This is a genomic window from Limnohabitans sp. T6-20, assembly GCF_003063505.1.
In the GTDB taxonomy this organism is placed as follows: domain Bacteria; phylum Pseudomonadota; class Gammaproteobacteria; order Burkholderiales; family Burkholderiaceae_C; genus Limnohabitans_A.
This window is the reverse complement of record NZ_NERW01000002.1, coordinates 1,038,276-1,057,891: the sequence shown is the minus strand read 5'-3', so window position 1 is coordinate 1,057,891 and position 19,616 is coordinate 1,038,276. Positions and strand designations below refer to the sequence as shown.

At 60.6% G+C, this 19,616-nt stretch carries 15 protein-coding genes; 11 read left to right on the top strand and 4 right to left on the bottom strand.

All coding sequences use genetic code 11. The features are described from left to right. Positions 1-308: 308 nt before the first annotated feature. The 5 genes from B9Z33_RS15460 to B9Z33_RS10905 all read left to right on the top strand — a co-directional run bounded on the left by B9Z33_RS15460 (position 309) and on the right by B9Z33_RS10905 (position 6,958). Positions 309-782, top strand: a complete 474-nt coding sequence (locus B9Z33_RS15460; protein ID WP_146183857.1) for a hypothetical protein — start codon at positions 309-311, stop codon at positions 780-782. 677 nt (positions 783-1,459) lie between these two features. Further along, entirely contained in the window at positions 1,460-2,074 is a 615-nt protein-coding gene (locus B9Z33_RS10920) for an FMN-binding negative transcriptional regulator (RefSeq protein WP_108286985.1), read from the top strand. 2 nt (positions 2,075-2,076) lie between these two features. Next, a complete protein-coding gene (gene tadA / locus B9Z33_RS10915) occupies positions 2,077-3,450 on the top strand; it encodes a tRNA adenosine(34) deaminase TadA (RefSeq protein WP_255418208.1) in 1,374 nt (457 codons plus the stop codon). 15 nt (positions 3,451-3,465) lie between these two features. Next, positions 3,466-4,377, top strand: coding sequence for an LD-carboxypeptidase (locus B9Z33_RS10910; RefSeq protein WP_108286984.1), 912 nt, complete (start codon positions 3,466-3,468; stop codon positions 4,375-4,377). Positions 4,378-4,465: 88 nt separating this feature from the next. Further along, the gene (locus tag B9Z33_RS10905; protein ID WP_108286983.1) at positions 4,466-6,958 is read left to right on the top strand and encodes a penicillin acylase family protein; all 2,493 of its coding nucleotides are present in this window, start codon (positions 4,466-4,468) and stop codon (positions 6,956-6,958) included. Positions 6,959-7,010: 52 nt separating this feature from the next. Here B9Z33_RS10905 and B9Z33_RS10900 read toward each other — a convergent pair whose 3' ends face one another. Together B9Z33_RS10900 and B9Z33_RS10895 are read right to left on the bottom strand one after the other, a co-directional pair. Beyond that, positions 7,011-7,670 (bottom strand): helix-turn-helix domain-containing protein, encoded by a 660-nt coding sequence (locus B9Z33_RS10900; RefSeq protein ID WP_158270209.1) that lies wholly within the window; start codon positions 7,668-7,670, stop codon positions 7,011-7,013. A gap of 329 nt (positions 7,671-7,999) precedes the next feature. Further along, positions 8,000-8,923, bottom strand: coding sequence for a LysR family transcriptional regulator (locus tag B9Z33_RS10895; RefSeq protein ID WP_108286981.1), 924 nt, complete (start codon positions 8,921-8,923; stop codon positions 8,000-8,002). A gap of 107 nt (positions 8,924-9,030) precedes the next feature. Here B9Z33_RS10895 and B9Z33_RS10890 point away from each other — a divergent pair, with 107 nt between their 5' ends. The 3 genes from B9Z33_RS10890 (at position 9,031) to B9Z33_RS10880 (ending at position 13,366) form a co-directional block, all read left to right on the top strand. Then, complete coding sequence (locus B9Z33_RS10890; RefSeq protein WP_108286980.1) at positions 9,031-10,191, top strand: nitroreductase family protein; 1,161 nt, start codon at positions 9,031-9,033, stop codon at positions 10,189-10,191. Between the two features lie 383 nt (positions 10,192-10,574). Continuing rightward, positions 10,575-12,653, top strand: coding sequence for an ATP-dependent DNA helicase RecQ (locus tag B9Z33_RS10885; RefSeq protein ID WP_199220325.1), 2,079 nt, complete (start codon positions 10,575-10,577; stop codon positions 12,651-12,653). A gap of 218 nt (positions 12,654-12,871) precedes the next feature. Then, a complete protein-coding gene (locus B9Z33_RS10880; protein ID WP_108286979.1) occupies positions 12,872-13,366 on the top strand; it encodes a hypothetical protein in 495 nt (164 codons plus the stop codon). Between the two features lie 37 nt (positions 13,367-13,403). On the opposite strand, the gene B9Z33_RS10875 is transcribed toward B9Z33_RS10880, so the two are convergent. After that, on the bottom strand, positions 13,404-14,429 hold the full coding sequence (locus B9Z33_RS10875) for a tripartite tricarboxylate transporter substrate binding protein (RefSeq protein WP_108287114.1): 1,026 nt from the start codon (positions 14,427-14,429) through the stop codon (positions 13,404-13,406). A 181-nt stretch (positions 14,430-14,610) separates the two neighbouring features. On the opposite strand from B9Z33_RS10875, the gene B9Z33_RS10870 reads away from it, so the two are divergent. Then, positions 14,611-15,804 (top strand): YbfB/YjiJ family MFS transporter, encoded by a 1,194-nt coding sequence (locus B9Z33_RS10870; RefSeq protein ID WP_108286978.1) that lies wholly within the window; start codon positions 14,611-14,613, stop codon positions 15,802-15,804. A gap of 123 nt (positions 15,805-15,927) precedes the next feature. Here B9Z33_RS10870 and B9Z33_RS10865 read toward each other — a convergent pair whose 3' ends face one another. Further along, positions 15,928-16,635 (bottom strand): VOC family protein, encoded by a 708-nt coding sequence (locus tag B9Z33_RS10865; RefSeq protein ID WP_108287113.1) that lies wholly within the window; start codon positions 16,633-16,635, stop codon positions 15,928-15,930. Between the two features lie 88 nt (positions 16,636-16,723). Here B9Z33_RS10865 and B9Z33_RS10860 point away from each other — a divergent pair, with 88 nt between their 5' ends. Together B9Z33_RS10860 and B9Z33_RS10855 are read left to right on the top strand one after the other, a co-directional pair. After that, positions 16,724-17,329 (top strand): isochorismatase family protein, encoded by a 606-nt coding sequence (locus B9Z33_RS10860; RefSeq protein ID WP_108287112.1) that lies wholly within the window; start codon positions 16,724-16,726, stop codon positions 17,327-17,329. A 191-nt stretch (positions 17,330-17,520) separates the two neighbouring features. Next, positions 17,521-19,419, top strand: a complete 1,899-nt coding sequence (locus tag B9Z33_RS10855; protein WP_108286977.1) for a propionate--CoA ligase — start codon at positions 17,521-17,523, stop codon at positions 19,417-19,419. The last annotated feature ends 197 nt before the right edge of the window (positions 19,420-19,616 follow it).

Sequence of the window (19,616 nt, the reverse complement as noted above, 5' to 3'; positions counted from 1 at the left end):
TGTGAGCGATGAAAATAAAAAAGAAGAACTTTAGCGAAGACGAGACAGCACTTTTGACAGCGTACGGCTGTCAAATAGTGGCGACTTTTGGCGCTTTAGGGTGTGGCTTCCGCAGGATCTCAAGTACGCACGGTTTAGTTTAAAGACTAAGAACAGGCTAATCGCAATTAATTAAATGCAGAAGAGCTGTGCAGCATTTTAATGTTTTGCTGGAAATTGATGCGAAATAGCTCTTCTCGTATATCAGGTACCAGTAGTTATCAGCAGTAATTCACAATTTAGTTCATTTCGTAAATGGTGTTCATAAAATGAAATCACTTTTGCAATCTTTTATTTTTCTTTTCTGCGCTAGTGCCTTTGCACAGCCATTTGTATTGAGTTGCGATTTGAATACAGAATTCATTAGAGATAAAATAATCGATCCGAAAAATAGTGGCGTTTGGTGCAAAGCTTGTGCTGTGGCGATTACGGTAGAGAAAAAAAACGTCTTAAGTCTTGCAAATGTTGATTCTGAAGTTTCATATTTTTACAATACAAATAATAAAGTTGATTTGGACTCAAATGGCTTCGGATGGGCTGGCACTTGGAGCGTGGATGAGCAGGCGATCAAAGCCTATAATCGAATTTATCAGTATAATAAAGATGTTGGCTATACAATTTTGAATATAAATCGATTGACAGGACGATTTTACGCAACATCAACTATTGTTAATCCAATTGGCAAAGGTAATGTTGAGACAACGCTGTCAGGCGCATGCAAGTCTAAAAAGGCTGCTTTCTAAAAAATGAATGCCATAAGAGTTAAAACTGGGCCATTCATTCTTGAGTGCATTGATGATACTGATGAGAAATATTTGAAATTGCACTTCAGTGATGGTTTCGTTCGCTCACTTGCAAAAGGCGGGAAATGGCCTGCTCATGTTGCTGTAAGTTTGGCAATTAAAGCAAATACTATGCTTAAAAAATCTGTATATATAGTAACATCTCAAACTACAGATAATTGGGGCACTACTGAGTGGCTTTTCGACATTTTTGAATCCGAGTGTTAAGTAGAGCAAGAAATCAACGCCACTTACTTTAGCGTAGCGATTTGACTGTAAACATGTTGCAAACTATCTATTTGCGCTAGGCATGTAAGCTGGCAGGCTGTACATGCGTCTTTTTTACTGCAATAACTGCACGGAGAGCAAGCAAGAAGTGACAGTGCTTTGTGGCGTGCATGTTTGCTAGCAGGACCACTGCGTGTAAGTTTTACCTGAGTGCCTTTTTTATATCAACGTTCAACGATGTCGTCTTTTTCCCACACTGGTTACCGTAACCGCACTAAAGTTACACACAAAGTAAAGGCACAAACTACGCGGCAACCCGTATAAACACCAGATTTTTGGATTTGGTGTTTATTGAGTGGGAATGAGTGATAAGGCCGCTTCGGCTGCCTTTGTTTTGGTACAGTCTTTTGATGTATCTACCTGCACAATTCAACCACTCCCAGCACTCTGCGGCCATCATGCGCGAGCACCCGTTTGCCAGTTTAGTGTCCACTGATGGTGATGGTTTTCCGTTTGTCACGCATTTGCCGCTCAAGCTGATCGAGGAGGGCGGCCAGCCGGTGGCTATGTTGGGACACTGCGCCCGTGCCAATCCGCATGCCGGTTTCTTGCAAGACCGGCCACAGGCGCTGGTGACTTTCATGGGGCCACAGGCCTATATGTCGCCAGCGGTTTATCCCGATCTGCTGCGCGTTCCAACCTGGACTTATCTGGCCGTTCACGCCCGAGTTGAAGCTCGGCTGCTGGATGGTGACGAAGCTAAGGACGCCCTGCTCAAGCAGCTGATCGCCGATCACGAGCCCAGCTATGCGGCGCAATGGCGTTCTCTGCCAGAGAGTTACACCCACGCCATGTTGAACGGTATCGTGGCTTTTGAATTGAAGATTCTTGATCTGCAGACCAAGGTCAAGATCAACCAGCACCGCCCCGAGTCGCACGCAGCCATGCACGCGGCGTATGCTCAAGGCGGTGAACAGGAAAAAGCGCTCGCGCAGTGGATGCAGCGGCTGGGCATGGTGGCGTGACCGTGGATACGCCAAGCCAAGACGCGCGCTGGATGGGTCTGGCCCTGGAGCAGGCCCACCACGCTGCCACAGCGGGTGAGGTGCCCGTGGGCGCAGTGGTCGTCAAGGATGGCCAAGTGATCGCCACAGGCCGCAACGCCCCGATTGCCAGCCACGACCCGACGGCGCACGCCGAAGTGGTGGCTCTGCGCGAAGCCGCTCGCATCTTGGGCAATTACCGGCTCGACGGCTGCACCCTTTATGTGACGCTGGAGCCTTGCACCATGTGCAGCGGCGCCATGCTGCACGCCCGCGTGGACCGCCTGGTGTTTGGCGCGTCCGACCCGCGTACCGGTGTGGCGGGTTCGGTGCTGAACCTGTTTGGACACACCCAACTGAACCATCAGACGCAGGTGACGGGTGGTGTGCTGGCCGAAGAATGTGGCCAGTTGCTCAAGGATTTTTTCAGGCCAAAAAGAATGAATGCCCAACCCCTCAGAGAAGACGCGCTGCGCACCCCTGACGACGCGTTTGCAGCATTGCCCGACTATCCTTGGCAGCCGCATTACGTGAACGACCTGCCCAGCATCGCGGGCCTGCGCATGCACTACCTGGACGAGGGCGACACGAATGCCCCACTGACCTGGCTGTGCCTGCACGGCAACCCGGCCTGGAGTTACCTCTACCGCAAGATGATCCCGGTCTGGCTGGCGGCGGGTCACCGCGTGGTGGCGCCCGACCTGATCGGCTTTGGCAAGAGTGACAAGCCCAAGAAGGACAGTTTTCACCAGTTTGAAACGCACCGCCAGTCCTTGCTCGATTTGATCGAGCGGCTCGATCTGCAGCGCGTGGTGCTGGTAGTTCAGGATTGGGGCGGCATTTTGGGGCTGACTTTGCCCATGGTTGCGCCCGAGCGTTACAAGGGCGTGTTGGTCATGAACACCACCTTGGCCACCGGCGAGGCCCCCTTGAGCGCAGGCTTTTTGGCCTGGCGCGATTGGTGTCAAAGCCAGCCGCTGTTCGATGTGGGCAAGTTGTTCAAGCGCGGCAACCCCGGCATGACGCCTGCCGAGACGGCGGCCTACAACGCACCGTTCCCCGACAAGGGCTGCCGAGCCGCGCTTCGGGCTTTTCCACCCATGGTGCCGGAGTTCGCCGATTCGCCGGGCGCGGCCATATCTCGGCAAGCGCGTGACTTTTGGCTCAACGACTGGCAAGGCCAAAGTTTCATGGCCATTGGCCAGCAAGACCCGGTGCTGGGCGAGCCGGTGATGCGCCAATTACAAACTCAGATCAAGGGTTGCCACGAGCCGATGCTGTTGCCCGATGCGGGGCATTTTGTGCAGGAACAGGGCGGGGTGATTGCAGAGGCCGCTGTGCGACACTTCAAGCCCTGAAAAAGAACACAGAACATGGCCCACATCTACATTTTTTCCCCTTCCAGCGCGGTGCGCGATAAAGCTGCTTTTCGCCGTGGCGTGAAGCGCTTGCAAGCCCAAGGGCACCAGGTCGAGGTGGATGAAGCGGCTTTGGCCAGCCACATGCGCTTTGCGGGCGACGACGCCACGCGCATCGCAGCCATCACCCGCGCTGCCGCCAGTGGTGCCAACGTGGCGCTGATCTCGCGCGGCGGCTACGGCCTCACGCGCATCCTGCCCGCCTTGCCCTACAAACAGATCGCCAAAGCAATTGATGGCGGCATGCAGTTTGTGGGCTTGAGTGATTTCACCGCCTTCAACCATGCCGTGTATGCCAAGACCGGCCGCATCAGCTGGCAAGGCCCGGCCCTGGGGGAAGACTTTGGCTCCGAGCAGGAGCCCGACGACATCATGCAAGCCTGCTTTGATGACCTGCTGCTGGAGCAGGGTGAGGGCACAGGCTGGCAACTGCCCAAAGCCGAAGCCGAGCGTCGTGTGCTGGTGAAAGATGCGCCGCTGTGGGGGGGCAACCTCACCGTACTGACCTCGCTGCTGGGCACTCCGTACTTCCCGCAAGTCAAAGGTGGCGTGCTGTTCCTCGAAGACGTGGGCGAGCACCCTTACCGCATCGAGCGCATGCTCACGCAGCTGTTGCACGCGGGCGTCTTGGCCCAGCAAAAAGCGGTTTTGATCGGTCAGTTCAGCAACTACAAGCTGGTGCCCACGCACGACAAAGGCTTCAAGCTGGCCACCGTGGTGGAGTGGTTGCGTGGCCAGATCAAAGCGCCCGTGCTCACTTGTTTGCCTTTTGGCCATGTCGAAACCAAGGTGCTGCTGCCCGTAGGCGCCAAGGTCGACCTTGTCACCGAAGGGCGTGACGCGCTGATGGTTTGGGGCCATATTTAAGAGGTACCAAGCGCCGGGAAGTTCTCTGGGGCCTGTGCTTTAAAAGACAGCTGCAGGACTGGTATCTGTAGAAAACGAGGAGACAAGCATGAAGTGGATCGCAAGAATCCTGTTGTTGGCCATCGCGGCCGTGTTGGCCATGGGTGGGGTTATCAGTGTGTATTTGTTGCGCGGATTGCCCCAGTTGGATGGCGAAGTGCCACTCAAGGGCTTGTCGGGGCCGGTTCACATCACCCGCGACGGTGCCGATGTGACCCACATCAATGCCAGCAGTGCCTTGGACGCTTGGCGTGCCATGGGTTTTGTTCACGCCCAAGAGCGGGGTTGGCAACTTGAGTTCAACCGCCGCGTGATGCGCGGCGAGCTGTCCGAAATTCTGGGTACGGCCACGCTGGACACCGACAAGCTGATGCGCACGCTGGGCATCATCGGCATGGCCAAGCAGCAACTGCAGGGTCTGTCACCCGCGACCCAAGCCGCGCTTCAGGCATACAGCGACGGCATTCAGACCGCCTGGCAAAGCGGCGCGGTGCGCCCATCACCCGAGTTCAAGCTGCTGGGCACCCAAGCCGGTGGCAAAAGTGGCCAAGCCTGGACGCCCGAAGACAGCGTGGGTTGGGCCTTGATGATGGCCCTGGACCTGGGGGGAAATTGGGGGCAGGAATTTGCGCGTTTGTCTGCAGGCCAGGTGCTGAACAATGAACAGCTGTGGCAGCTCTTGCCCGCTTATCCCGGCGAAAAACCGGCCACGGCGGTGGATTTGCCAGCTTTGTACCGCGAACTGGGCGTTTATGCCCCCGCTGCGGCCAAGACAGCCACGGTGCCTGTAGCCCACACACATTTGGCGCAGTGGTCTGCCGATTGGGTGCACGACATGGGCATTCTCGAAGGCAAGGGCAGCAACAATTGGGTGGTGCCCGGCAGCCACACGGTTTCGGGCAAACCTTTGCTGGCCAATGACCCGCATTTGGCTTTGAGTGCTCCCGCCATCTGGTACTACGCCCGCTTGAAGGCCCCCGCGGGTGAATTGCCAGGGGGGCAAAAGCACCCTGCGCTCGATGTGATCGGTGCCACCTTGCCCGGTTTGCCTTTTGTGGTGCTGGGCCGCACCTCGGGCGTAGCTTGGGGGTTCACGAACACCGGCCCCGATGTGCAGGATTTGTATCTGGAGCAATTGGATGCCGCAAAGCCGGGCCAATACCGCACGCCAGAAGGCTGGGCCGCTTTTGCAGAGCGCAGCGAAACCATCCGCGTCAAGGGGCAGGCCGATGTGGCGCTCAAGGTGCGCAGCACACGCCACGGTCCTGTCATCAGTGATGTGCAGCCGCAATACCAAGGTGTGGTGGATGCGAAGCTTTATGCCGTCAGCCTGCGCTGGTCGGCACTTACGCCAGACAACAAAACGATGGAAGCGGGCATGCATGCCAACTGGGCGCAGACCGTGCCGCAGTTGCAGCAGGCGTTTGCAGAGCACCACGCGCCCATGCAAAGCGTGGTGATGGCCGACACCTTGGGTGAAGTGGCCTACAAAGCGATGGGCAAAGTCCCCGTGCGTGCGCCTCAAAACGACATCCGTGGTGTCGCGCCGTCGCCAGGTTGGCTGGCGCAATACGACTGGACAGGTTGGTTGCCGTATGGGCAAAACCCGGCGGTTGATGGTGCAGAGATTGAGAAGAAAGGCTGGCATGCAACGGCCAACCAGAACATCTTGCCGCCAGGCTATGCGCATTTTGTGGGCGGTGACTGGACCACGCCCGAGCGTTTTGAGCGCATTGAGCAGTTGTTGGCGGCCACGCCCAAGCACAACCGTGAATCCATGCAGGCCATTCAGAACGATGTGTTGTCTTTGGGAGCCAAGACCTTGCAAGCCAAATTGGGCAAGCATCTGTCAAGTCAAGCTTCAGCGCACCCTTTGGCGCCTGCTGCCTTGAAGCTGGTGGCTGAATTTGACGGTCAGATGCGAACCGACAGCGCGGCTGCACTGGTGTTGAACGTCTGGGCCGATGAGCTGACTCGGGGCTTGTTGGCCCCGCAGCTGGGGGCTGAGCGCTTTCAGTCCCTTTACGGCAAGCGCCATTTCAGGGCGGCCGTAGAAGGCATCCTCGACCGATCCGATGCGTTTTGGTGTGGCCCAGCCGGGTGTTCAGTGCAAGTGGCCTCGGCGCTGAACCGGGCACTTGATCGCATCGCCGCCAGCCAGGGGCGCGATGTGAAGGCTTGGCGTTGGGGGGCTTGGCATCCTGCGATCAGCAGTCACAAGCCCTTTGGCAAAGTGCCTTATCTCAATGCGCTGTTCGATGTGCGTGTGGAAAGTGCCGGAGATTTGTTCACCGTCAACGTCGGCCAGTATTGGGCCAACGACAAACAAGCGCCTTTTGCCAACCGCCATGCCGCATCCATGCGTGCGGTGTACGACTTGGCGCAGCCCGATCAGTCGGTCTTCATTTACCAGACTGGTCAGTCGGGCCATGCGTTTGACCCGCGCAGCCGCAGCATGGCCGCGCGTTGGGCTCAGGGGGGGTATGCCGATTTGCAGCAGACGCCCCAAACGGTGGTGCACCGCATGAGGCTTTTGCCCTAGATGGATCGAGGGCCGGCTGGGTCGCATGGCCCATCCGGCTGGGGCTTGGGGGTCAGTTGCGGCGCTGGGCTACAAAGCCGGCCAAATAGGCTGACAGCCACAAGGGTGACAAATCGTTGTTGACCACTTGAATGCCGCCAGCGTGTTCACCGGGCTTGGTGGGGGGCAGCAAATCTGTTTCAGGCGTCAGGATCAAGGTGTGGGCCAGGGTGTGGCGTGAACCCATGAATTTTTGCAAGATTTCCAGAATTTTTTCCTGCTGCTTGCGTGGCGAGGTCATCTGCATGATCAGCAAATCGTGCTTTTGATTGAGCAACTCCAGCAGGGCTTCGGTCAGTGACTCAAAAAATGCCACTTTGAGTGGCAGTTCCCATTGCGTGGCGTCTTTGGACAAACGCTTGATCAGTTCGGGCGATTCAATCACCATCGAAACTTGGTAAGGCCGGTTGGACGGTGCGCTGATTTGTGGGGTCGTCGTGTTGGACGATTGGTAGTTCAAAACCGACGCCAGTGAAATGCGGCGATGCCCACCAAAGGTTTTCCAGGCTTGCAGGATGTTGTTGTCGACCAGTTTTTGAATGGTGGCCATAGACAAGCCCAAACGCTTTGCCGCTTGGGAGCTGGTCAAAAATTCAGAAATTTGAGGTTCTGCCTTGTCTGTAGCCGCAAACATGGGTGCAGGCGATTTCACTTGAAATTCAATATCGTTCATAGGCTGGCTGTTGTGCATGGAGGCTCCATGTGGGGCGTTTTATCGTCACATGGGATCTGATCGTATTGACGCATTCAGTGTCTGAAGTATCAAAATCGCCATGAATTTTCAATTTCAATTTTCAAGAAGATTGATTCGACTGCCTATCCCTAATTGGGGATTTTTGGATCGAATTTATCGAAAAAATCGAAAATACTTGTAAGAATTCACTGGAAATGCCCGGCTCGACCCCGGCAGGGCCGGGATGTGGATGCCCCTCTCTGGCGCTGCCCTGTTGCTTGGGCAGGCCATGGGCTTGTGCAGGGGCTCAGCTGTGCGGACCGACAGCCTCAATCGGCCGAAATCGGATCGAGGGGCGCTTGCTTGTTCAGGTGCTGGGGCACTTCGCTGGCCAGAAAGTCATACACCGCACGGATGCGGGCACTGGTGCGCAATTCGCGGTGCACCGTGAGCCAGACGGGCAATACCGGCAATTCCACCATGGGCAGCACAGCCGTCACCGTGGGGTCGCTGCGCAGCAGGTAGTCCCCCATGAAGCCAATGCCCAGCCCGGCACGCACCGCTGCCCACTGAGCGTTCAGGTCATCGGTGCGCAATCCAAAACCAAGTGTGTTGGCCGGAAAGCCCATGGCCTCGAAACCGGCCTGAATTTCCTGATGGTGGTCACCCGCAATCAGATCGTGCTGGACCAGCGCCTCGGGCGTTTGCGGTGTGCCACGGCGCAGCAAATAGGCTTGGCTGGCGCAAGCGCACAGCCTGACCTGCCCAATTTGTTTGGCCACCAGCGTGCTTTGTTCGGGGCGCACCATGCGCAGGGCGATGTCGGCCTCGCGCAGCAGCAAGTTGCTGACCGAGTTGCTGACCACCAGTTCCACCGTCACTTGGGGTAGCGCCTGGCGCATGCGTGCCAGGACGGGGGGCAACACATGGCAGGCCACCGGCTGGCTGGCCGACAGGCGCACGCTGCCTTGCACCGATTGCCCGGCCCCCGAGGCCAGCCGAGAAAAGTCGGCCGCGCCAGCGTGCATGGCGCGCGCCGCTTCGGCCAGCGCCAGGGCTTGGGTGGTGGGTTGCAAGCCACGTCCGGTGCGTTCAAACAGCAGCAGGTTCAACTGGCTTTCCAGCTCGGCGATGTGCCGCCCCAGCGTGGGCTGGCTCACGCCGGTGGCGCGGGCCGCGCCCATCAGGCTACCGTGTTCCAGCGCGGCCAAAAAAGACTGGATCAAGGCCCAGTTGAAGTTTGATCTATTCATAAGTGAATGGCTGGTGCTTGAATTTATGCAATTGTGCAATAGCCGCAGTCTCCAGACAATCGTCTTCACCCCTCACACATCTTTGACGAACCTTCTGGAGAAACATCATGAACAGACGACACCTCTTGCGCATTGCCGGTGGCGGCTTCATCGGCGCAGCCACGGCAACCACCCTGACCGCTTGCGACAGCAGCATGCCCGCCGAGGCCATTGCGGCCTGGCAACCCCCCGCCGATAACCTGGACATCCGCCGCTGGGTGCTGTCGCACGCTTTGTTGGCCCCGCACGCGCACAACCTGCAGTCGTGGCTGGTGGACTTGGACACGCAGGGCACCATCGTGCTGCGCATGGACATGAACCGCCTGTTGCCCGAGACCGATCCGCTGTCGCGCCAACTGGTTATCAGCCAGGGCACCTTCATCGAGATACTGGACCTGGCCGCCCGCCAGCGCGGCTACCGCACCGAGGTCACGCCATTCCCCGAAGGCGAGTTCAGCGCCACGGCCCCCGACACCCGGCCCACCGCCCGCATTCGCCTGGTGCGCGATGCGCAGGTGCAGCCTGATCCGCTGTTTGCGCAGGTCTTCAAGCGCCACACGCACAAGGGCGTTTACGAAGCGCGCACGCCCGATGCCGCCGCCCTGCAGGCCGTGCGCGACAGCGTCAAGGGTTTGCCCGTCACTTTGGGTCTGGTCACCCGGGGCGAAGACGCGGTCATGGCGCGCCACGCGCAGATCGCCATGGACGCTTGGCGTACCGAGCTGGTCACGCCGCGCACGCTGCTCGAGTCCTACCATGTGCTGCGCATCGGCCCCAAAGAAATCGCCCAGCACCGCGACGGCATTTCGCTCAACTCACCCATGGTGCGCGCCCTGAATGCCTTGGGCTTGTTTGATCGCACCAAGGCTTCGGCCCCGGACAGCTCGGAAATCAAGGGCCAGCTGGATCGTTTCAATGCCGGCATCGCCAGCACCCCGGCTTATTTTTGGCTCAGCACCGAGCGCAACGACCGCATCACCCAGCTGCAAACCGGGCGCGCTTATGTGCGGGCCCAACTGGCCGCCACGGCGCAGGGTTTGTCGATGCACCCCTTGTCTCAGGCCTTGCAGGAATACCCCGAGCAGGCCGCGCACTACAAGGCCGTGCACCAGTTGCTGGGCGCTGCCGATCGCGGGCACACGGTGCAGATGTGGACACGGCTGGGCTATGGCCCTGCGATTGGCCCGGCGCCGCGCCGGGGGGTGGAAGCGCATGTGCGCCGTGCCTGAGGCCTGGCCGGATGGTTCATGGGGTGTGTTCCTCGGACCTGAAGGTCTGACCTTCAACGGCCGGGCTTTTGGCGGGAGCGCACCCCAGTACGCGAAGGGTTGGCTGAGCCCATGCACGCATTCGGCCGCAGGGGCGGCCTCCCACGGGGGCAGAGCGTTGGTGGTGTTTGCAATAGCGCCCTGATTGATGAGGACTGGCTTTTTGTGGGAGCGCACCCCTGTGCGCGAACGGGTGCCTAGGCTACTGCGCACATTCGGCCGCAGGGGCGGCCTCCCACGAGGCAAAGCGTTAGCGGTGTTTGCAAGAGCGACTCGAAGCCGGCCAGCTCACCGTTGCAAAATGGCCCTCCAACACCAAGGCCGAACACGGCGACAGGGGGCACATGAACACCACAAACCACAGCGCGGCGCATGAGCGCGCATTCGCCGAACAGCACATGCACACCATCCTGGCCCGACTGGCCGGGCCGGGTGCTGTGCCACGCTCTGACCAGGTGGATGCCGTGCACGCGGTGCTGCAACCGGCCTCGCGTGTGCTGGTGGTGCAGGCCACGGGCTGGGGCAAGTCGGCGGTGTACTGGGCCGCCACGCATGCCATCCGCAGCACGGGCGCGGGCCCCACGCTGGTGGTGTCGCCCTTGCTGGCGCTGATGCGCGATCAGGTGAGCGCGGCCGAGCGGGCGGGGCTGAAGGCCGCCACGGTCAACTCCACGAACATTGACGATTGGGATGAAGTCTTCCAGCAACTGGACGCAGACGCCATCGACGTGCTGCTGGTCTCGCCCGAGCGTTTGGGCAACCCGCGCTTTGCGGCGCGGCTGGGCGCTTTGCTGGCCCGGGTGGGCCTGATCGTGATCGACGAGGCGCATTGCATCAGCGACTGGGGTTTTGACTTTCGGCCCGACTACCAGCGGCTGGCGCGTGCGCTGCTCTCGACGCCCACCGCCAGCGTGCTGGCCACCACGGCCACGGCCAATGAGCGGGTGACGCATGACATTGGCAAGCAGCTGGGCGCGAACACGGTGACTTTTCGCGGCACGCTGGCGCGCACCTCGCTTACGCTGTCGGTGGTGCCCGGTTTGTCGCCCTTGCAGCGCTACGCCTGGATCGCCGATGCGCTGGCGCAGCTGCCCGGCTCCGGCATCATTTACGTGCTGACGGTGGCCGAGGCCGAGCGGCTGACGGCATTTTTGCGCAGCTGCGGCCATGAGGTGGATGCGTATTCCGGGCAGATCGACGCCGATCAGCGCCTGAAGGTGGAAGACCGCCTGCGCCACAACCAGGTCAAGGCGGTGGTGGCCACGTCGGCGCTGGGCATGGGTTACGACAAACCCGACCTGGGTTTTTGCGTGCATGTGGGCTCGCCCTCGACCCCGGTGGCCTATTACCAGCAAGTGGGCCGGGCGGGCAGGGCGGTGGCGCATGCCGAAGGCGTGCTGCTGCCGTCGGACGCCGACGAGCGCATTTGGGATTACTTCGCTACGGCGTCGATTCCTGACCCGCAAACTGCGGCCAAGGTGTTGCAAACCTTGGGGGGCGATGCACGCAGCCTGATCGAGATCGAAGCCGACACCGGCGTGCGCCGAGGGCGGTTGGAAGCGCTGCTCAAAATTTTGGCGGTGGAGGGCGTGGTGGACAAAGACGGCACGGCTTGGCGCGCCACGGGCATGCCCTACGAACACGATACGGCCAAGTGGACGGCGCTGGCGCAGGTGCGCCAGCAAGAGGCGGACATCATGCGCCAGTACGCGCACGGCCAGGGCTGCCTGATGGCGTATTTGCAGACCGCGCTGGACGACCCCTCGCCCGCGCCGTGCGGTCGCTGCTCGGTGTGCACCGGGCATTTGCCGTTTCCGGGCCTCACGCCGTCACAAGACAAACTGATCGCGGCGCGTGACTTCTTGCGCGGCGTGGACGTGGACATTGAGCCGCGCAAACGCTGGCCCGCCGGGGTGGGGCGCAAAGGCGCGATTCGCGGCTTCGATGTGGGCCGGGCCGTGGCCTTCGCCGATGACCCGGGCTGGGTGACCGAATTGCAGGCTTTGCGGCGGGGCGCACCCGGTGAGGTGCCTGAGGCGCTGCTGGCTGGCGCACTGGCCACGCTGGGGCGCTGGGCCAAGACGTGGCCCGCTCGCCCGGTGTGCGTGGTGCCGCTGCCCGCGCCCGACATGACTGCCAACCGCGTGCTTGCCGAGCACATCGCCCGCAAAGGGCGCTTGCCGCTGCACGATGTGTTCAGCTGGTCCGGCGGTCCCGCGCCCGACGACACTGCATCCACCCCGGTGGTGGCGCATCTGGAGTCGGCCATCCGCTTGGCTCCCGATGCGGAACTGCCAACTGGGCCGGTGCTGCTGGTGGCCAGCACGGTGCGCAGTCGCTGGGCGGCCACCGTGGCAGCAGCGTTGTTGCGCGAGCAGGGCGCGAGCCAGGTGCTGGTGCTGGCGCTGCATTTGCAGCCTTGAGCAACAGGCAAGTCATCGTTTTATTGCAGGAGCTCACAGACGATGTCTTTTTGCCTTTGTGGGAGCCCACCCTGTGGGCGATGGCTTGCCTTGGTGGTGTGCCTGAAATCGCCATGAGGTGGGCTCCTACAAAAAAATCTTCCCATGCTTGATGATCAAGATTTCAAGAGGCTGAATTCATAAGGCATGATCGCCATCCCCCTTTTCTCCAACACCTCATGACCGACGACACACACGACACGCCTCTGCTGCAAGAACCCCGCCTTTGGCAGGACGAGCGTTGGACCGCCAAGGTCATCAAAAACGAAGACGACGACGGTTGGGCGGTAGCGATGTACAAGGACGGCGAATCAGAGCCCGCCTTGGTGGGGCCCTGGACCATGGGGCGCGACAAAAAGAACCCCAAGCCGCTGGACGGCACGGCCTTCATCACCCTGGTCAAAACCGCCAGCGAGTTTGTGCGCCGCAGCGAACAGCAGCTGCATGCCCAGCTGAACCAGAGCGTGACCGTCAATGGACCGGAAGGCCGCGTGACAGTGCTCTTGCGCATCGTGCCCGACGAAGACAACCCCTATGCGGTGCTGAGCGCGCAGGACGAAGGCGGCGATGAACTGGCCGAAATCAAGGTGGACGCCGGTTTCAAGCTCAACCGCCAGACCGCGCAGGCCTGGGTCGATGCCGAGTTTGCGAAGCCCGGCAGCGGGCGGCGCTGAACCTTGCCAGGGTCGCGCCAACCCGCTTGGCGCATTTTTATTGCGCTTTGGCGCCTGAGTCCTTGACCGCTTTGGCCCATTTGGTGATCTCGGTGGCTTGGTAGCGCGCCAGCTCAGCGGGGCTGGACAGCACCGGGTCGAGGCCGAGGGTTTTCAGCTTGTCTTGCACTTCGGGCAACTTGAACACCCGAACCACTTCGGCATGGAGTTTGTCGATGACAGGGCGCGGCACGTTGGCCGGTGCAAACATGGCAAACCAGGTGGTGGCCTCAAAACCGGGGACAAATTCCGCCACGGTGGGCACATCTGGTGCGGCCGGTGATCGCGTAGCAGTGGTTTGGGCCAGAGCGCGGATCTTGCCTTCCTTGGCCATGGGCAAAGCCGAAGGCATGTTGTCAAACATGACCTGGATGCTGCCGCCGATCAGGTCGGGGATGGCAAATTGACGACCCTTGTAGGGCACATGCTCCATGGTGGTGCCGGTGAGCGACTTGAAAAGTTCGCCCGAAACGTGCACCGAGGTGCCGATGCCAGGCGAGCCAAATGAGAGTTTGTTCGGGTTGGCCTTCATGTAAGCGATCAATTCAGGCACGTTTTTGACGGGCAGGGCGTTGTTGACCACCAGCAAGTTGGGGGCCGAGGCGATCAGCGATATGGGGCTGAAGTCCTTGACCATGTCGTAAGGCATTTTTTCGTACAGCGCCCCGTTGATCGAGTGCGTGCCCACCGTGCCCATGACGATGGTGTGGCCGTCGCCCGGCGATTTGGCCACGATGTCGGCGCCGATGTTGCCGCCCGCGCCTGGCTTGTTGTCCACCACGATGGGAAAGCCCAGCTGGGCCTTTTCACTGAACAGTCGGGCCAGAATGTCGGGCGCGCCGCCCGAAGGAAAGGTGACCACCAGCCGCAAGGGCTTGGTCGGAAAGCTTTGAGCCGAGGCCCCTGCGGCGCCCAACGCCCCCAAGCCCAGCAGCAAAAGCCCCAAGTTGCGGCGAAGGGGTGAGGCAATGGCCCTCGAAGTGGGTGAAGTCAGCGAGCGGATAGGTGCAAAACGTGGACGCATGAAGGTTCCTCCTTGGCATTTCACTTTAGGGCGCACGGCCCATGGCAGGCATGGTGAAAACCCTTTGCCCCGCCCCTGGGCCTGTCGTGTCTGCGACGCTGTGGGCCTGTTCCCAAGGTGTCAGCCGCTGCTGGTTCTGTCTGGCTTGCCATGCGCCATTGGGTGGATACTCGTGCCCCACATGCAAGACTTACCCACACACCGTTCGCTGCAGCCTTGGCAAGTCATCGTTGGCGGCATTTTTGGCCTGGTGCTCACCATCGGGCTGGCGCGCTTTGCCTACACGCCTTTGCTGCCCGCATTGCAGGCGCAGACCGGGCTCAACGACGCCAGCGCTGGGGCGCTGGCCGCCATCAATTACGCGGGTTACATCTCGGGCGCGCTGGCTGCCGCGTGGATCGACGATGTGCGCTGGCGGCACCGGCTCTACAGCATGGGGCTGTGGTTGTCGCTGCTCACGGTGGCCGGGATGGCGCTGTCGACCTGGATGCCCGCTTGGGCGCTGTGGCGTTATTTGGGCGGCTTGTGCGGGGCCACCGGCATGCTGTTGGGGGCTGGGCTGGTGCTGGGCTGGCTGATGCGCCAGGGCCGCAGGCCCGAGCTGGGGGTGCACTTCATTGGTTTGGGGCTGGGCATTGTGGTGTCAGCGGTCGGGGTCTGGAGTGTGTCGCAAATTTGGGCGCTTTGGTCACACCAGTGGCTGGCCATGGCGGCCATCGGGCTGGTGTTTTTTGTGCCCGCCTGGGCTTGGCGTCCACCCGTGCCGCCTGCGCCCGCAGCTGCCAGCGCGGCTGATGCCGCACCCAAGGTGTCGCGCCGCTGGATGCTGACCATGGCGGGCAGCTACTTTGCAGCGGGCTGGGGCTTTGTGATCAGCGCCACCTTCACGGTGGCGATTGTCGAGCGCGAACCGGCGTTGGCCGGGCAGGGCGCTCTGGCCTGGGCGCTGGTGGGGCTGGCGGCCATGCCTGCCGTGTTTTTGTGGGACAAGGTGGCGCGGCGCTGGGGCGACACAAGGGCCTTGTTGCTGGCGTTTGGCTTGCAGACCGTGTCGGTCATCTTGCCTGCGGTCTCCGGCTCGCTGGCTGCCGCTTTGGGCGGGGCCATCGGCTACGGGGCCACGTTCATTGGCATCGTCAGCATGACGCTGGCGCTGGTGGGCCGGCGCGCACCCAACAACCCGGGCAAGGCCATGGCCCGCCTGACGCTGAGCTATGGCGCGGCGCAGGTCATTGCCCCGGTGGTGGCGGGTGCCATGGCGCAGGCCACGGGCAGCTTCAGGGGTGCTTTGTGGTTGACGGCTGCGGTCATGGCTGCGGGCATGGCGCTGTTGGCCACATTGCCTGAAGACGAGGCTGCGAAAACGGCCGATTGAGTTGCGAAAACCAATCGCCCATGGGCCTTGCCGCTCACGGTTTGCAAATGGTTGCTGACCTTAAGCGCCAGAAGTTGCTGCCGGCCTGCGACAAGTTGCATGCGCTCAAACCGCAGGCCTGGGTCAAATCCCCAGGCTTTGCAGCTGCACCAAGCCTTTGGGCGTTTGCAAGGTGGCGGTGATGTTGGCCGGGCCGGTTTCAACGGCAACGTCGGTCAGGCCAATGGCCTCATAAGCTTCCTGCAACTTGGTGCCGCTGGGGTGGCTGACGGTCAGGCTTTGCAGTGTCACACCCGAGCGCGGCAGGCTGTTGCGCGGGTGCAGCCGCAGGGGCTCGGTCGCATCGGGCTTGCCCCACTGGATCAAGGTGGGCAGGGTGCCGTTGAACAGGCGTTCGCCATCTTCGCGCACCGTGATTTGCCAGTTGAGCGTGCCTTTGCTCGACTTGCGGCTGGCGTGCACCACTTGACCGCGTTCAATGCTTTGGGTGCGCAGCAGATGCCGTGCCGCCTTGATGTCGTCGGTGCTGGTCACAAAGTGGATCAGTTGGGGGCGCTCGGCCACCGCTTTTTGCAAGGCCTTGTCATCCATGTCAAACCAGCGTGGCACTTGAGAGCGTTTGGGGATCACCGCCTGCGGGTTGATGGCGATGATTTCAAAATAAGCCAATGGGAATTTGGGCGACGCGATTTTGAAGAGCCGGTTGTGGGTGCCGTATTTTTCGTGCTCGCCGCCAGGTCCGGGTGTGATGCCCAGCGTTTCCTCGCACCATTGCACGCCCGCTTCAAGTGTCGAGGCCATCACCACGAGGTGATCAATTTGTGTTTTCATTTTTTGTGGGGTTGGGGTTTCTTCGAGCATAACGGATGCCGTGCTGGCCTCCTGCGACAATCATGACCATTACATATGGGGAATGTTGATGTTGATCGATGCAGATGAAAGCCAATTGGTGCTGGTGGATTTTCAGGCCCGTTTGAAGCCGGTGATGTTGGATGCCGATGCGGTTTGGGCCAATGCGGCCCGTCTGGCCACCTTGGCCCAAGCGTTGGAAGTGCCCACCTGGGGCACCGAGCAAAACCCTTCGCGTCTGGGCGAAATGCCCCCCGAAATTCGCAACCATTGCCGCAAAGTTTTGGCCAAGATGCAGTTCAGCGCTGTCGAAGAAGGCTTGGGCGAATGGCTGCAACCCGAGCCCGTTCAGGCCCCGCGCGGCAACGCCCGCAGCTTGCCGCGCCATTTGCAAAAGCCGCAAGCCGGGGCCGAGGAACGCAAAACCATCGTGCTCGCCGGGTGCGAGGCCCACATTTGCCTGATGCAAACCGCGCTCGATTTGCTGGAAGACGAGTTTGAGGTGTGGGTGGTGACCGATGCCTGCAGTTCGCGCACCGAGCGCAACCGCGATGCGGCTTATGACCGCCTGGCTGGGGCAGGGGCCGAGCTGGTGACCGCCGAGATGGTGGCTTTTGAGTGGGTTCGCACAGCCGAACACCCCGACTTCAAGCTGTTGCAAAGCCTGTTCAAGTGATTTTTAAGGCGCTTTGACGGCTTGTCGGTCAAGCGCCTGTTCATCTGTGCCTATAGCCCTGCGCTGTCGGGTGCGCGACAAAGTCAGCTTGTTGCAAGTCCCTTGCTCATAATTATGAATTCAGAAGAGTGGTCGTCAGTGGCCTGGCGCACCTTCCACGCATTCATTTGGCAGGTATTCAGGAGACTTTCATGGGCAGCTTTGCTGACTTTCACGCACGCTCGATCAACGACCGCGACGCTTTCTGGGCCGAGCAGGCCAAACTGGTGGACTGGAAAGTCCAGCCCCAGCAGATCTGCGACTACAGCAACCCGCCTTTTGCCAAATGGTTCGTCGGTGGCCAGACCAACTTGTGCCACAACGCTGTAGACCGTCACCTGGCCGAGCGCGCCGACCAGCCTGCGCTGATCTTCGTCTCGACCGAGACCGATCAGGAAAAAACCTACACCTTCCGTGACCTGCACGCCGAAGTGCAGCGCATGGCCGCGATCCTCAAGGACCTGGGCGTGGTCAAGGGCGACCGCGTGCTGATTTACATGCCGATGATCGCCGAAGCCGCGTTCGCCATGCTGGCCTGCGTGCGACTGGGCGCGATCCACTCGGTGGTGTTTGGCGGGTTCGCCTCGCACTCGCTGGCCACCCGCATCGAAGACGCGTCACCCAAAGTCATCATCAGCGCCGACGCGGGCTCCCGTGGCGGCAAGGGCGTGCCCTACAAGCCATTGCTCGACGAAGCCATCAACCTGTCGGCCCACAAGCCTGCCAACGTGATCATGGTCGACCGCAAACTGGCCGCGTTCACCCCCGTGGCGGGTCGCGATGTGGATTACGCCACCGAGCGCGCCAAGCACATGGACACCGTGGTGCCTTGCGAATGGGTCGATGCCACCCATTCGAGCTACACGCTCTACACCTCCGGTACCACCGGCAAGCCCAAAGGCGTGCAGCGCGACACCGGTGGCTACACCGTGGCGCTGGCGGCCAGCATGCCGCACATCTTCCAGGGCAAGCCCGGCGGCACCTTCTTTTGCACCAGCGACATCGGCTGGGTGGTGGGCCACAGCTACATCATCTATGGCCCACTGATCGGCGGCATGGCCACCATCATGTACGAAGGCCTGCCCATCCGCCCCGACGGCGGCATCTGGTGGAGCCTGGTCGAGAAATACAAAGTCAACGTGATGTTCAGCGCGCCCACGGCCATCCGCGTGCTGAAAAAGCAAGACCCCGCCTTGTTGACCAAGTACGACCTGTCCAGCCTGCAAGCGCTGTTCCTGGCCGGTGAACCGCTGGACGAGCCCACCGCCAAGTGGATTTCCGAAGGCCTGAACGGCAAGCCCATCATCGACAACTACTGGCAGACCGAGACCGGCTGGCCAATTTTGAGCATTTGCAATGGCGTGGAAAAAGCACCAAGCAAGTTTGGCTCGCCCGGCAAAGCCATTTATGGCTACAACGTCAAACTGGTCGACGACCAGACCGGCGAAGAGCTCACCGGTGCGAACCAGAAGGGCGTGTTGACCATCGAAGGCCCGCTGCCCCCCGGCAACCTGCAAACCATCTGGGGCGATGACGAGCGTTTCGTCAAAACCTACTGGAAAACCGTGCCGAACAAGCTGGTCTACAGCACCTTTGACTGGGCGGTGCGCGACGAAGACGGCTATTTCTTCATCCTGGGTCGCACCGACGACGTGATCAACGTCGCCGGTCACCGCCTGGGCACCCGCGAGATCGAGGAAAGCATCTCCAGCCACCCCAACGTGGCTGAAGTGGCCGTGGTCGGTGTGGCCGATCAGCTCAAAGGGCAGGTGGCCATGGCCTTTGCCATTGCCAAAGACACTTCGGGCCTGACCGACGCGGCAGCGCGCCTCAAGCTCGAAGGCGAAGTCATGAAGGTTGTGGACAGCCAGTTGGGGGCGGTGGCCCGTCCATCGCGCGTGTTCTTTGTGTCGGCCTTGCCCAAGACGCGCAGCGGCAAGCTGCTGCGCCGCGCCATCCAGGCCGTGGCCGAAGGCCGCGACCCCGGCGACCTGACCACGATGGACGATCCGGCTGCGCTGCAGCAGATCGTGGAACTGATCAAGGGCTGATGACCAGGGACCTCGCTTCGGCGGGGTCTTTTTTCATCGGAACTTGATAAACCTGTAAGTTTGATATCGGACAAGCCATGGCACAATGCGCGCTGAACTCAGGCCCTTCCCATGCCACAGTCGCATCCGCCAACCGGTTCAGCCGTGTCGCGGAAGGTAAAAATCAACCAACTTATGTTTCCCAGAGGGAAACGGAG